15 protein-coding genes are annotated in these 13,759 nt (G+C 44.8%); all 15 read right to left on the minus strand.

All coding sequences use genetic code 11. The features are described from left to right. Positions 1-124: 124 nt before the first annotated feature. Positions 125-532 (minus strand): F0F1 ATP synthase subunit epsilon, encoded by a 408-nt coding sequence (locus tag BDR01S_RS19880; RefSeq protein ID WP_066248621.1) that lies wholly within the window; start codon positions 530-532, stop codon positions 125-127. Positions 533-553: 21 nt separating this feature from the next. After that, positions 554-1,975, minus strand: a complete 1,422-nt coding sequence (gene atpD / locus BDR01S_RS19885; RefSeq protein ID WP_066248624.1) for a F0F1 ATP synthase subunit beta — start codon at positions 1,973-1,975, stop codon at positions 554-556. Between the two features lie 67 nt (positions 1,976-2,042). After that, on the minus strand, positions 2,043-2,900 hold the full coding sequence (atpG, locus tag BDR01S_RS19890) for an ATP synthase F1 subunit gamma (RefSeq protein ID WP_066248628.1): 858 nt from the start codon (positions 2,898-2,900) through the stop codon (positions 2,043-2,045). Positions 2,901-3,006: 106 nt separating this feature from the next. After that, positions 3,007-4,515, minus strand: a complete 1,509-nt coding sequence (gene atpA / locus BDR01S_RS19895; RefSeq protein WP_066248630.1) for a F0F1 ATP synthase subunit alpha — start codon at positions 4,513-4,515, stop codon at positions 3,007-3,009. Between the two features lie 25 nt (positions 4,516-4,540). Next, on the minus strand, positions 4,541-5,077 hold the full coding sequence (locus BDR01S_RS19900; protein WP_066248633.1) for a F0F1 ATP synthase subunit delta: 537 nt from the start codon (positions 5,075-5,077) through the stop codon (positions 4,541-4,543). After that, a complete protein-coding gene (gene atpF / locus BDR01S_RS19905; protein WP_066248636.1) occupies positions 5,074-5,604 on the minus strand; it encodes a F0F1 ATP synthase subunit B in 531 nt (176 codons plus the stop codon). Before atpF ends, BDR01S_RS19900 begins: the two co-directional genes overlap by 4 nt. A gap of 99 nt (positions 5,605-5,703) precedes the next feature. Further along, positions 5,704-5,928: a F0F1 ATP synthase subunit C gene (atpE, locus tag BDR01S_RS19910; RefSeq protein ID WP_026568218.1), complete on the minus strand. Its 225-nt coding sequence runs from the start codon at positions 5,926-5,928 to the stop codon at positions 5,704-5,706. Between the two features lie 74 nt (positions 5,929-6,002). Beyond that, positions 6,003-6,716: a F0F1 ATP synthase subunit A gene (gene atpB, locus BDR01S_RS19915; protein WP_066248638.1), complete on the minus strand. Its 714-nt coding sequence runs from the start codon at positions 6,714-6,716 to the stop codon at positions 6,003-6,005. A gap of 22 nt (positions 6,717-6,738) precedes the next feature. After that, positions 6,739-7,113, minus strand: coding sequence for an ATP synthase subunit I (locus BDR01S_RS19920; RefSeq protein WP_066248641.1), 375 nt, complete (start codon positions 7,111-7,113; stop codon positions 6,739-6,741). 2 nt (positions 7,114-7,115) lie between these two features. After that, entirely contained in the window at positions 7,116-7,340 is a 225-nt protein-coding gene (locus BDR01S_RS19925) for an AtpZ/AtpI family protein (RefSeq protein WP_066248643.1), read from the minus strand. Positions 7,341-7,716: 376 nt separating this feature from the next. Then, a complete protein-coding gene (locus BDR01S_RS19930; protein WP_066248645.1) occupies positions 7,717-9,948 on the minus strand; it encodes a S8 family serine peptidase in 2,232 nt (743 codons plus the stop codon). A gap of 172 nt (positions 9,949-10,120) precedes the next feature. After that, positions 10,121-10,750 carry a uracil phosphoribosyltransferase gene (gene upp, locus BDR01S_RS19935; RefSeq protein ID WP_066248649.1) on the minus strand — a complete coding sequence of 210 codons (630 nt, stop codon included), beginning with the start codon at positions 10,748-10,750 and terminating at the stop codon, positions 10,121-10,123. A gap of 220 nt (positions 10,751-10,970) precedes the next feature. Next, positions 10,971-12,212: a serine hydroxymethyltransferase gene (glyA, locus tag BDR01S_RS19940; RefSeq protein WP_066248652.1), complete on the minus strand. Its 1,242-nt coding sequence runs from the start codon at positions 12,210-12,212 to the stop codon at positions 10,971-10,973. A gap of 239 nt (positions 12,213-12,451) precedes the next feature. Further along, the gene (locus BDR01S_RS19945; RefSeq protein ID WP_066248655.1) at positions 12,452-13,018 is read right to left on the minus strand and encodes a TIGR01440 family protein; all 567 of its coding nucleotides are present in this window, start codon (positions 13,016-13,018) and stop codon (positions 12,452-12,454) included. 42 nt (positions 13,019-13,060) lie between these two features. Continuing rightward, on the minus strand, positions 13,061-13,510 hold the full coding sequence (gene rpiB, locus BDR01S_RS19950; RefSeq protein ID WP_066248656.1) for a ribose 5-phosphate isomerase B: 450 nt from the start codon (positions 13,508-13,510) through the stop codon (positions 13,061-13,063). Between the last annotated feature and the right edge of the window lie 249 nt (positions 13,511-13,759).

Raw genomic sequence — 13,759 nt, forward strand, 5'->3', positions numbered from 1 at the left:
AACAACACAAGATATTGGGTAACTACTATCCACCCTCAATTTCCCCAAAAAATACACAACAAAAAACCCCTGTGGCAACAATCGAAATTGCCGCCATAGGGGTTCCACAACTATTTTTTAAAAACTACATTCTTCTTTCCGATACGGCGAGGCGATTGATGGCACGCTGTAAGGCAAGCTCAGCACGTCTGAAATCGGTATGCTCAGCATGATGATCCTTCATACGCTGTTCTGCACGTTCCTTCGCTTTTACGGCACGTTCCACATCAATATCAGAAGCAAGTTCCGCTGATTGAGCTAAAATCGTCACTTGATCAGGACGGACCTCTAAAAATCCACCACTAACTGCGACAAACTCTGTTTTGCCGTCTTTTTTGAGACGAACAGAGGTAATTTCCAGCGGGGCAACCAACGGCATGTGGCCCGGGGAAATCCCCAAATCACCACTAGTTGCCTTGGTACTTACCATTTCAACATCTGATTCATACACCGGGCCATCGGGAGTAACAATACTGACTTTAATCGTCTTCATTTTTTACCCTCCAGGCTCAGTTTAGACCTCAACGCCCATGCGTTTTGCATTTTCAAGCGCATCTTCAATCCGTCCAACAAGACGGAAAGCATCTTCCGGAAGGTGGTCATACTTACCTTCAAGAATCTCTTTGAAACCACGAACGGTTTCCTTAACAGGTACATATGAACCCGCCTGGCCCGTAAACTGTTCAGCCACGTGGAAGTTTTGTGATAAGAACACTTGGACACGACGCGCACGGTGAACCGTTAACTTATCATCATCACCAAGCTCATCCATACCAAGGATAGCGATAATATCTTGTAACTCTTTATAACGTTGTAAAGTTGATTGAACTTGGCGTGCTACATTGTAGTGCTCTTCGCCAACAATATCAGGTGACAAGGCACGAGATGTTGAAGCCAAAGGATCCACTGCTGGGTAAATACCCATCTCAGAAAGCTTACGCTCAAGGTTTGTTGTTGCATCTAAGTGAGCGAAAGTTGTAGCCGGAGCCGGATCTGTATAGTCATCGGCTGGTACATAAATCGCTTGGATTGATGTAACAGAACCTTTATTTGTAGACGTAATCCGCTCTTCTAATTTACCCATTTCCGTAGCAAGCGTTGGCTGGTAACCTACCGCAGATGGCATACGGCCAAGTAGGGCAGAAACCTCAGAACCAGCTTGTGTGAAACGGAAGATATTATCAATGAACAATAACACGTCTTGTCCTTGCTCATCACGGAAATATTCAGCCATCGTCAAACCAGTTAAAGCCACACGCATACGTGCACCAGGCGGTTCGTTCATTTGTCCGAATACCATCGCTGTTTGCTTGATAACGCCAGAATCTGTCATTTCGTGGTAAAGGTCATTTCCTTCACGAGTACGTTCACCAACACCGGCGAAAACAGAAATACCGCTATGCTCCTGAGCGATGTTATTGATTAATTCCTGGATTAAAACGGTTTTACCTACACCGGCACCACCGAATAGACCGATTTTACCACCTTTAATATATGGTGCAAGTAAGTCTACTACCTTAATCCCTGTTTCTAGAATTTCTACCTGAGTAGAAAGTTCTTCAAATGTTGGTGCTTCACGGTGAATTGAATCACGGCGCTCAGATGCTGGAATCTCAGCCGCAAGGTCAATTGTCTCTCCTAATACGTTAAATACACGACCAAGAGTGACATCACCAACCGGTACAGAAATCGGTGCACCAGTATCTTCAACTTCTATTCCACGAGTTAAACCATCAGTGGTTGACATCGCGATTGTACGAACCGTATCATCACCTAAATGAAGAGCTACTTCAAGAGTAATGTTGATATCAACTTCGGAAGCATTACTCGCTTTACTTGAAATTTTCAACGCATTATAAATCGCAGGCAGATGACCGCTTTCGAACTTAACGTCAACTACCGGACCCATAATCTGAAGAACGCGTCCTTTGCTCATCGTTTTCCCTCCTAACTTACTCTTTCATAACATGGTGTCAGGCACCAGATTAGAATCATTATAAATTCTATTCTAGCGCTGCCGCACCGCCGACGATTTCCGTGATTTCTTGGGTAATCGCTGCTTGACGGGCACGGTTGAAGACCAATGTATAGTGGTTAATTAATTCTTTAGCATTATCGGTTGCATTTCTCATTGCAGTCATCCGGGCAGCGTGCTCGCTCGCTTTGCTGTCTAATAGAGCGCCGTAGATCAAGCTCTCAGCATATTGAGGCAGGAGAACTTCTAATATTTCTTCTGCAGACGGCTCAAATGTATAGGAAATGAGCTTGTCAGAAGCGGTTAAATCCGATAGTGGAAGGAGCTTCTTCTCAAGGACTTCCTGTGAAATGGCACTTAAATAATGGCTGTAATAGATATATAGTTCATCGAAGGTTCCATCGGCAAACATTCCAACGGTTGCACGGGTAATGTCTTGAATGTCAGCGAAGTTCGGCTGGGCCGGAATTCCGATTGTTTCAAGGATTACATTCATTTCGCGCTTGGCAAAAAAGTCACGTGCCACGCGTCCGATTGCAATGATGGCGAATTCATCATTCGATTTATGACGTTCTTTAATTGTTTGACTGACGCGACGTAACACGTTGCTGTTAAAGGCACCGGCAAGTCCGCTGTCAGAGGTCATCACAATATAACCAGTTTTCTTAACAGGTCGATGTGTCAGCATGGGATGATTTACTCCGCCTGAGCCAATTGCAATCGATGCCGTTACTTCCTGGATTTTATTCATATAAGGAACAAATGCTTTTGCATTCACGACAGCCCGATTCCACTTTGCGGCAGAGGTCATTTCCATTGCCTTTGTTATTTGACTCGTCTTTTTCGTTGAATTAATACGAGTTTTTATCTCACGTAATGAAGCCATAGGTTCTCACCACCCTTTTTCAAAGAATGTCTGGTTTGGTGCGCGGCACTGTGTGAACAATTCACATGGTGCCGCCCGCCCTCACCGTTCTAAATGTCAGACCCTATTATTCGGAAACTGCAAACGTCTTTTTGAAGGCGTTGATTGCAGAAGCCATATCGTCATCCGAAGGAAGGTCCTTCGTTTTTGAAATATGGTCTAACAACTCTTTGCGGTTGTGGTCTAACCAATTAAGGTATTCTGATTCAAAACGGCCGATATCCTCTAATGGAATTTCATCAAGGAAGCCGCGTGTTAATGCGTAAAGGATTGCAACTTGTTTTTCAACTGTAAGTGGCTTGTGCAGGTCTTGTTTAAGTACTTCAACCGTACGGGCACCACGATTAAGTTTCGCTTGTGTTGCTTTATCTAAGTCTGATCCAAACTGAGCAAATGCTTCTAATTCACGGTAGGATGCAAGGTCAAGACGCAAGGTACCAGATACCTTTTTCATCGCCTTGATTTGTGCAGAACCACCTACACGTGATACGGAAAGACCCGCGTTGATCGCCGGACGAACACCGGAAAAGAATAAGTCAGATTGTAAGAAAATTTGTCCATCAGTAATCGAAATAACGTTTGTTGGGATATACGCTGAAACGTCGCCTGCTTGCGTTTCAATGAACGGAAGCGCAGTGATCGAACCAGCACCAAGTGTATCGTTAATTTTCGCTGCACGCTCTAGAAGACGTGAGTGTAAGTAGAATACATCCCCTGGATAAGCTTCCCGACCTGGAGGACGGCGAAGCAGCAAGGAAAGCTCACGGTATGCAGCTGCTTGTTTAGAAAGATCATCATACACGATCAATACGTGTTTGCCGTTATACATAAACTCTTCAGCCATTGAAACACCCGTATATGGAGCAAGGTATAGCAATGGAGCTGGTTGTGATGCAGATGCAGTAACAACGATTGAGTATTCTAACGCACCGTATTTACGTAGTGTTTCAACGGCGTTACGTACTGTCGATTCTTTTTGACCGATCGCAACATAGATACAGATCATGTCTTGACCTTTTTGGTTCAAGATGGTATCGATAGCAACAGATGTTTTACCTGTTTGACGGTCACCGATGATTAACTCACGTTGACCACGTCCGATTGGCACAAGAGCGTCAATCGCTTTGATACCTGTTTGTAATGGCTCATGAACGGATTTACGAGCCATAACGCCTGGAGCTACTGCTTCCACTGGGCGTGTTTTTGTTGTGTTGATTGGACCCATACCATCAACTGGTTGTCCAAGCGAGTTTACCACGCGTCCAATAAGTTCTTCACCAACAGGAACCTCCATGATGCGTCCTGTACGGCGAACCTCGTCACCTTCCTTGATTTCAGTGAAAGGTCCGAGAATGATAATACCGACGTTATTTGCTTCTAGGTTTTGTGCCATACCCATAACGCCATTTGAAAATTCAACAAGTTCTCCAGCCATGACATTGTCGAGGCCATGAACACGTGCGATACCGTCACCGATTGAGATAACTGTACCAACATCGGTTACTTGAATTTCCGCCTGATAGTTTTCAATTTGCTTTTTTATCAGGGAACTAATTTCTTCAGCTTTGATGCTCATGAGTTTCACCCCTAATCTTTCAAATCTAGCTTAACAATTTACGTTCTAAACGATCGAGTTTGCCTCTTAATGACCCGTCATATATACGATTTCCAATCCGCAGGCGGATGCCGCCAAGCAGGTTGGTATCAACGATATTTTCGATTTTTAGTGACTTTTTGCCAATTTTAGCAGCAAAAACAGATGAAATGGCTTCGCGTTCTGCATCAGTTAACGTACGTGTGCTGTAAACTTCAGCTTCTGCAACGCCCATCTCTTCGTTTGCCAGCTCTAAAAATTCATTTGCCAAATCAATGATTTGGTCTTCACGGTGGCGGTCGATTAAGATCAACAGTGTATTCAGTACATTTACATTAACTGATGCGAAAGCAGTCTTAATAATCTCTTTTTTCTTTGCAAGTGAAAGCTTAGAAGAATTTAAGATGGCTTTTAAGTCAGGATTGTATTGTACAACTTCCTTCACTACACGAAGTTCTTCTTCAATAACTCCGAGCGACTGTGTCTCTTTTGCAATGTTTAGAAGAGCCAACGCGTAGCGTTTTGCTACCATTGAATTGCTCATCGCTCTTCTCCTGCCTCTTTAATATATTCGTTAATTAGTTGATCCTGATCTGCTGCAGTTAATTCTTTTTCAATAACTTTAGAAGCAATTAACACAGATAGTGAGGCAACTTGTTCACGAATCGCGGCAACAGCTTTTTCTTTTTGCTGCTCAATTTCAAGCTTGGCTGCTTCTTTAATGCGTTCAGACTCTGTACGTGAGGCCGCAACGATCTCTTCACGCTGAAGTTCCCCTTGCTTTTTCGCAGCTTCGATTAAGTTTTGAGCATCAGTACGTGCTTCTTTTAAAAGATTTCTTTGTTCTTGTAAAATCTTTTCTGCTTCTAAACGGCTGTTTTCCGCCGCGCTGATTTCATTACCAATATGCTCTTCACGAGTCTTCATGATGCCCATTAACGGACCCCATGCAAACTTTTTAAGTAAGGCTAACAAAATAATAAATACGATGAGCTGGAAGAAGATATCTCCAGTATTAATGTGGCCGCCGCCTTCAGCAGCAGTGGCTAATACAAAACTGTTAGTTAACACCCTCGGTTCACTCCTTTCAAGAGTTGCTTAACGATAGAAAAAACACATAAATGAATGGCGAGGATTTGTTGATCATCGCCAAAGTGTATTTGCCTAGAATTATTTGTTTAATACCATGAACGCGATAACTACACCGATAATCGGCAATGCTTCTACTAACGCAACCCCGATAAACATTGTTGTTTGAAGTAAACCACGGTGCTCAGGTTGACGAGCGATACCTTCTACTGTACGTCCTACGATAAGACCGTTACCAATACCTGCTCCTACTGCTGCTAAACCGATTGCGATTGCTGCTGCTAAAACACCAATTGATCCTGTCATTTCTTTTTTCCTCCTTAAATGTATAAAACATTAATTAATTTTTTATGATGTTCATGAAAATGAACGGTGTATTATTAATGGTCGTGACTCACTTTATGAGCCAAGTAAACCATTGTTAACATTGTGAAAATGTAAGCTTGAATCGTACCAACGAAAATTGAGAACCCTTGCCATACCAATGTCAGTGGAATCGCTGCAATGGTACCGACTATTCCTTGGTGTGCTAATCCTGTTGCCAATAGTGATAAAAGCAACTCACCAGCGTAAATGTTACCATATAGACGCAGACCAAGAGTCAGCGTATTGGCAAATTCTTCAATGATTTTCAAAGGGAATAAGAATTTCATTGGACTGAAGAAACCTTCTGCATAGCCTTTTACACCTTTTAGCTTGACACCGTAATAATGGGATAATGCCAAAACCATAACTGCCAGTGTTAATGTGATAATCGGATCGGCTGTCGGTGATTTCCACCATAGCTTTTCATCAACCACAATCGCAAAAGGAAGACCTAACATATTGGATACAAAGACATACATAATTAATGTAATCCCCAGGATGTGGAATCTTCCGCCTTCTTTCCAATCCATCGTACTATTGATGATCCCCTTTACAAAGTCCATCACCCACTCAAAAAAGTTTTGCATCCCGGTAGGCTTCATTGCCAGCTTTCGTGTCGAAAGAACAGCAATTAGGAAAACAATCAGACTTGCTACTGAAATCATCAGCATATTTGCGCCATTAAACCAAAGGCCCATAAATTCAAACTCTGGAACCTCATGATGCATGTAAACTCACCTCGCTTCCGCTTCATTTATGTACATGCAATGCATGGTAAAAATAATCTATCATAATGACAATATAGGATGTCATTAATCCTATCACTAAACTAATCATATCAAAATGCTCGGGGTATCTTAGCGCGATTAACGCAGCAATTCCCGCCACAGCCATCCTCGAGAGCGACCCTAAGGACTTGGGTTTCTTACCCTCTGTTACCTTTTTATCAAAGCTTTCCGTCTTTCTCACCAGAATCCAAAGATTTAGATAACTAAAGCATGTCCCAAGAATTAGCCCTAAAAAAATTGTTTGATACGATGTGAAGCCCCAGCCTAGAACATAAATGGACAATAAGTAAAAAATCCATTTGCGCTGCCTGTTGTACATGACTCTGAAATCTGGCATAGTTATTTATCTCCTGAATAGAAATGGCGGATTGAAAGAAGCATGGAATAGGTACCCGCTGCTAGACCTATAAGCAGTCCGATTATTAAGAAAATTGGTTCGGTACCCCATTGTCGATCTAGCCATCTGCCTGAGAAAATACCTATTAAAATGGATCCTACTAATTGGGAGACAATTGCGGACATTAAAGCCATCGCTTGTAATGGATTGCGGTTGTTTTTACGCATGTAACACATCCTCACTCTTAGAGAATGTCAAGCGGGCAAAGAGTAAAAATCCAAACCTAAATACTATCCTCAAATAGATATATTTGCATGAAAACCCTATCATTCATACCCTTTGTTAGCATACAATAGCACCTTGTCAATGTCAATGAATTTACGTGAATTATACCACAAAGTATTTCCCCATGTTTTTTCCAAATTTAGAATTTACTTAACACTCTTATTGTATTGGAAATTGTGAAGGATTTTTGCATATTTTGTGTCCATTTTGTGAACATTTAGAATTATACTAATGGTACAATTTTATGAACTTTTATTATGATTTTTTGTGAAACAGACCATGTCTTGACTAGAACATGGTCTGTTTCTGAATGCTATTTTAGTCCTCTTTCCTCTCAATGGTGATCATACGTTCCATATGATCTTCCTTCCCTGCCTTTTTGGCAAAAACCTTTACTAAGTAGCTCCCATTGGGCGGCAGCATTTCAGCCCCGATTTCCTTGCGAATGAGTCCTTTTTTCACATTGGTAATCGTATCTAAAAAGCCGACAAATCGGTAATCCTCTGGATTAAAAAGAGCAATCCCAAATTCCTCCGCTCCGCCTGGCAAATAGACCTCATAGCGGTATTGCCCTGGTTTGTCGCCCTCTGCAAAATCAAAGCCCATGACCCGTGGGTAATTCGGCTCTGCTAAAACATAGAGATAGGGGATTCTGATCGTGGACCCGCCCGCCTCGAGGCGCAGGTAGCCGTCATATATTTTCTCCTTAAACAGCTCTGGGTCGACCGTTAATTCAACGGTAATGTCTCTTGTTTCTTTAGGCTTCAGCGTAAACGTTAACGGCAGCCGCCAGTCGATTCCCACGACATGGGGCGGGATCGCAAATGAATAGCGCTGGTCCTGGTTGCTAGTATTGACCACATGCAAATAGGCTTTATGGTCGTCACTTTGTTCGGTAAATTTCCCAAAACGGAGACTGCTTGGGGTGACAAGTGTAGTCGCTTGGATCGCTGCGTCCACCTGAATTCTGCCTGCACCCTGCTCATATGTGCGGTAGTAGGGCGCTTCGCTGGTTAGATTCCCATTTGCTGTGTGGGCCGTGGTTCCAGACTCGGCCAGCGGTTTCGCGGTGTTCATCAACGCCGCTTTGATTTCTTCGGGTGTCCAATCCGGATGGGCCTGCTTGATTAACGCGCACGCCCCCGCCACATGCGGTGCCGCCATACTCGTCCCTTGGAGCGACAAATAGCCGCCCGGAATCGTCGAATGAATTGCCACCCCAGGTGCAACAATATCCGGCTTAATTTCCCACGTTCCTGTCACTGGCCCGCGTGAGCTAAAGTCGGCGAGCTGGTCCCGGTCTTCACGGACTGTGACTCGCGCTGAGGTCGGCTGGCTTTTTAAAGCTTTTTGTAAAATAGCCCCGTCGTCCTTCGAGATGGCACCGACCGGGAGCGACATTTGGGTGTCGAGGTTGCCCATGAAGCGGCCGCCGCTCATATTATTGTAAATGAGGACCGCCTTCGCCCCCGCCCGCTTCGCATTTTCTGCCTTTTTTGAAAACGTTAAAATGCCTCTTTTAATTATGGCAATTTTTCCATCGACATTCTTCAGTTCATCCGGCCTGCCAATCCCGCCATCGACTAAGTCAGCGGAGCGGTCGAGTGCCCATTTGGCCGAGCCTTCAAGCGGATCAATCTGAAATTTATCCCGGCTTCCTTCTATTAATAGATAAGGTGTCTCCAAGGTCGGGGTCGATGCTCCCACTGAAATCGCTTTGGATGCTGTTCCGGGTGAGCCGACACTCCAAACATCGGGCCCGGAGTTACCTGATGCAGCGACTGCGACTATCCCGCGGTCGACCGCGCGGTTAAGGGCAAGGCTGATTGGCAGGTCGGGCCCGTTAATATCATTTCCCAGCGAGAGATTCACAATGTCGACTTTATCCTTTATCGCCTGGTCAATTGCCGCGAGCACCTGCTCGGTGGTCCCGCCCCCGCCAGGTCCGAGTGCCCGGTACGCAACAATTTTCGCCTCCGGTGCCACGCCTTTTATTTTCCCATTGGCGGCAATAATGCCAGCCACATGTGTTCCATGAATCGTCGCCTTCCCGAGGGCGAGCGTTTCCATCGGATCGCGGTCGTTATCGACAAGGTCACGGCCGCCGGCGTAGTTGCGCTTGAGGTCGGGATGAGTGTAATCGACGCCGGTATCTATGACCCCGACCGTGACCCCTTTTCCTGTCAGCCGCTGGTTTTTTTTATCAAAAAAGCTACGGACCTCATCCCCGCCAATTATCCTGACACTCTCTTCCGTTTCCGCCTGGTAGGTGATCACTGGTGAGACACTGCGGATCTGTTCATGGCTGCGGCCGAGCTTTGCGAGTGATTCCGCACTGCATGCGACGGAGAATCCATCCAGCGCGTGGTGAAAAACTCGGCGCAATGTAACGTCTTTGTAGGGTTGAATGAGCTGCTGGATTTCCTGGTCGGTATGTGCTTTGTTCAGGATAATAATCGCGGTTGTTTCCTGCGTGCTTTTGGTGACCTGAGGATGGATGAGTATTTTCGGAGTTTGAAAAGCGAGCAGTAACGCAAGTAGAAGTTTCATCGACGGAATTCCCCTTTTTCCATATCGTTTTCATTGAAGGGGGAAAGTATGCACAACTAATTATCGGATTGGAACCTTGTCGGGATGTCACTGAAAAAAATGATTTTTCTCTTTTTTTAATAAAAACCAACAAAAAAAGCCGAGCATGCTCGACTTTTTTTCAAACTAAATCTTATTTTGTTCCAAACAACCGGTCTCCTGCATCACCCAGGCCTGGGACGATGTAGCCGTGGTCATTTAATTTCTCATCTAGGGCAGCGATATAGATATCCACGTCCGGATGGGCTGTCTTAACCGCTTCTACGCCCTCTGGTGCAGCAATCAAACACATAAACTTGATGTGCTTGGCGCCGCGCTTTTTCAAGGAGCGAATTGCCTCAATCGCTGAACCGCCTGTTGCCAGCATTGGGTCAACCACAATGAAATCACGCTCTTCGACATCACTTGGCAGCTTAATATAATACTCGACCGGCATCAAGGTTTCAGGGTCGCGGTATAAACCGATATGGCCCACTTTCGCGGCCGGAATTAACTTCAGGATGCCATCCACCATTCCGATTCCTGCACGTAAAATCGGAACAATCCCGATTTTCTTGCCGGATAGAACCTTTGATTTCGCCGGACAAACAGGTGTCTCGATATCGATATCCTCAAGCGACATATCCCTGGTAATTTCAAACGCCATCAAGGTTGCAACTTCATCAACGAGCTCGCGGAACTCCTTTGTTCCGGTGTTTTTATCACGTATGTATGTTAGTTTATGCTGAATTAATGGATGGTCAAATACAAATACCTTTGCCATAATCATCGCCCCTTTTTTTAGATTAATGTACACTTCGTCTCATTTTACAGAAAAAAAATGCAATGAGCAAATCAAAATACAGACAAATTAACTAGTTAGATTTTTCAAAAAAAAATCGACCACACTTTAATAGTTAGGTCGATTCTCTGCTGATAAAAAAGTAAGTATAAGTTTAAGAAATAGATAACTGTCTAGCGCCAGGGCGCTTGCGCTTTTCTTGTTAATATTCCGGATAAAGTGTAAATTTGCTTGTTAATGCTTCGACGCGTCCTGCCGCTTCCTCAAGCTTCGCCACATCTTCATGATTTTTCAAGGTAAACGCGATGATGGAAGCGATCTCGTCCATTTCCGCTTCACCAAAGCCACGGCTTGTAACTGCCGCCGTGCCGATGCGTATACCACTTGTTACAAATGGGCTTTGCGGATCATAAGGAATTGTGTTTTTATTGACTGTAATCCCAATTTCATCAAGGACCTTTTCAGCAACTTTGCCTGTCAGACCAAGTGTCTGAACGTCCACCAACAGCAGGTGGTTGTCCGTTCCGCCGGAAACGAGCTTCAAGCCTTCTTTTTGGAGACTTTCAGCTAAGCGCTGAGCATTGGTGACAATTTGACCAGCATATGCTTTAAAGCTATCCTGCAGTACTTCGCCAAAGGCTACAGCTTTTGCAGCAATCACATGCATAAGCGGACCGCCTTGAATTCCAGGGAAGATCGATTTATCAATTTTCTTGCCAAATTCCTCTTTGCAAAGGATCATCCCGCCGCGTGGACCGCGCAAAGTTTTGTGAGTGGTTGTTGTCACAAAATCAGCGTAAGGAACTGGGTTTTGGTGCAAGCCTGCCGCAACAAGCCCGGCAATGTGCGCCATATCGACCATGAGATACGCACCGACTTCATCAGCAATCTCACGGAATTTTGCAAAGTCAATCGCGCGCGGATAGGCACTGGCACCGGCAACAATCATTTTCGGCTTATGCTCGAGTGCTTTGGCACGAACATCATCATAATTGATGCGGTGCGTCGTTTCGTCGACACCGTATTCAACAAAGTTATATTGAATACCACTGAAGTTAACCGGACTGCCGTGTGTTAAATGGCCGCCGTGGGAGAGATTCATGCCAAGCACGGTGTCTCCTTGCTCAAGAACCGTGAAGTAAACGGCCATATTGGCCTGTGCACCTGAGTGCGGCTGCACGTTTACATACTCCGCTCCGAAAATTTCCTTCGCGCGGTTGCGGGCTAAGTCTTCGACGATATCGACATATTCACAGCCGCCATAATAGCGTCGGCCAGGATAACCCTCTGCATACTTATTCGTTAACACAGACCCCTGGGCCTCCATGACTGCTTCACTGACAAAGTTTTCTGATGCAATTAATTCAATTTTGGAGCGCTGACGACCTAACTCTTGTTGAATCGCTTGAAAAACCTGTTCATCGGCATGAGACAAATGCTTCATGACAAAAAATCCCCCTTTATGTATGAACCTAAAATAACTATTTGAAAATTCCATTTTCATTCTACCACGTTTTACTACGAAGTAAAAAAGAAAAAGTAGACATCCCCTTGGAAACTTCTATTTCAAAAGTGATAAACTAGCAAATGGTGCCTGACACCACGCGGAAATACGTTACCACATTTTTTTCAAAAAAAAGTGCCTGACACCCTTAAAAAAATGAGTGTCAGGCACCACAGCTTTTATGTACAGCTCAAATTGTCTGTTGCGCGCTCGTATACGGCTCGCACTCCGCCGATCAGCTTCGGGCGTACCTTGGCTAGGGTGACATGGGCCTGTCCGACGCTTTTTTGCTTGACGCGGACGGGAACGGCGACATGTTTTAAATGCATGCCAATCAGTGTGTTGCCGATGTCGATGCCGGCATCTGCCTTTACGAACTCGACGACAACAGCGTCATCCATTGCTCCAAAAGCATACGTAGCCATTGCCCCGCCAGCTGTTCGGACAGGGATAACTGAAACTTCATCGAGGCGCTTTTCCTCTGCAACCGCTCGTTCGACCACCAAGGCTCGGTTTAGATGCTCGCAGCATTGGAAGGCAAGTGCAATCCCCGTTTTCTCTTGGAGTTTTTTCATACAGCGGTAAATCATTTCCGCCACTTCGACGGTCCCTGATGTCCCAATTCGCTCCCCAATGACCTCACTCGTACTGCAGCCAATCACTAGCAGCTGCCCTTGTTTGAATGCTGCCTGTTCTTTGAATTCCGTTAGTATCGCTTCCAATTCTTGTTCACACTTTAGAATCATAAACCTTGCCCTCCCCGAACAGATTTTCAGTCCAACCCAAGCCTAGTTAGAGGTGCTATCCTCATATTCGCCAATTTTTCCAACACGCCCAGCATGTCGGCCGCCTTCAAACTCACCTGTTAACCAGATTTGGGCAATATCTCGGGCAAGACCGGGTCCAATGACACGCTCACCCATCGCAAGAATATTGGAATCATTATGGGCCCGCGTTGCTTTTGCGCTAAATGTATCATGAACTAGGGCACAGCGGATCCCCTTCACCTTATTGGCGGCAATACTCATGCCAATACCAGTCCCACAAATTAGGATACCGCGGTCAAACTCGCCGCTCGCCACCTTTTTTGCAACCGGCAGGGCATAATCAGGATAATCAACAGATGTTTCACAGTCACAGCCAAAATCCTCGTATTCAATTCCCATTTCTTTAAGCAATTGCGCAATTTCTTTGCGGAGATTAACCCCGCCATGGTCTGACGCTAGTGCCACTTTCATCTTAAAAACCTCCGATATCTTATTAACGGACTACCCCCACTAAGGGGCTTGTGCTCTCGTGATTAATTTTGACATACCGCTATAAAAAGATAAAGTTCCAACCAAAAATAAAGTTCCAATCAAAGATAAAGTTCCAACCAAAAATAAAATTCCAATCAAACTAAAAAGCCTACCCGTGCTGATGAATAGACGGAAAAATTCCGCTTAATTCGTAATTATGATTAAAAAAGGCTTAAATAGGCGGAGAGA

Origin of the sequence: Neobacillus drentensis NBRC 102427 (genome assembly GCF_001591445.1) — a bacterium.
Taxonomy (GTDB): domain Bacteria; phylum Bacillota; class Bacilli; order Bacillales; family Cytobacillaceae; genus Neobacillus; species Neobacillus drentensis.

Bases quoted from the DNA above. Each gene is read 5' to 3' on its own strand.
- BDR01S_RS19880 (WP_066248621.1), bottom strand. From the start codon at position 532: ATGAAGACGATTAAAGTCAGTATTGTTACTCCCGATGGCCCGGTGTAT.
- atpD (WP_066248624.1), bottom strand. From the start codon at position 1,975: ATGAGCAAAGGACGCGTTCTTCAGATTATGGGTCCGGTAGTTGACGTT.
- atpG (WP_066248628.1), bottom strand. From the start codon at position 2,900: ATGGCTTCATTACGTGAGATAAAAACTCGTATTAATTCAACGAAAAAG.
- atpA (WP_066248630.1), bottom strand. From the start codon at position 4,515: ATGAGCATCAAAGCTGAAGAAATTAGTTCCCTGATAAAAAAGCAAATT.
- BDR01S_RS19900 (WP_066248633.1), bottom strand. From the start codon at position 5,077: ATGAGCAATTCAATGGTAGCAAAACGCTACGCGTTGGCTCTTCTAAAC.
- atpE (WP_026568218.1), bottom strand. From the start codon at position 5,928: ATGACAGGATCAATTGGTGTTTTAGCAGCAGCAATCGCAATCGGTTTA.
- atpB (WP_066248638.1), bottom strand. From the start codon at position 6,716: ATGCATCATGAGGTTCCAGAGTTTGAATTTATGGGCCTTTGGTTTAAT.
- BDR01S_RS19920 (WP_066248641.1), bottom strand. From the start codon at position 7,113: ATGCCAGATTTCAGAGTCATGTACAACAGGCAGCGCAAATGGATTTTT.
- BDR01S_RS19925 (WP_066248643.1), bottom strand. From the start codon at position 7,340: ATGCGTAAAAACAACCGCAATCCATTACAAGCGATGGCTTTAATGTCC.
- BDR01S_RS19930 (WP_066248645.1), bottom strand. From the start codon at position 9,948: ATGAAACTTCTACTTGCGTTACTGCTCGCTTTTCAAACTCCGAAAATA.
- upp (WP_066248649.1), bottom strand. From the start codon at position 10,750: ATGGCAAAGGTATTTGTATTTGACCATCCATTAATTCAGCATAAACTA.
- glyA (WP_066248652.1), bottom strand. From the start codon at position 12,212: ATGAAGCATTTGTCTCATGCCGATGAACAGGTTTTTCAAGCGATTCAA.
- BDR01S_RS19945 (WP_066248655.1), bottom strand. From the start codon at position 13,018: ATGATTCTAAAGTGTGAACAAGAATTGGAAGCGATACTAACGGAATTC.
- rpiB (WP_066248656.1), bottom strand. From the start codon at position 13,510: ATGAAAGTGGCACTAGCGTCAGACCATGGCGGGGTTAATCTCCGCAAA.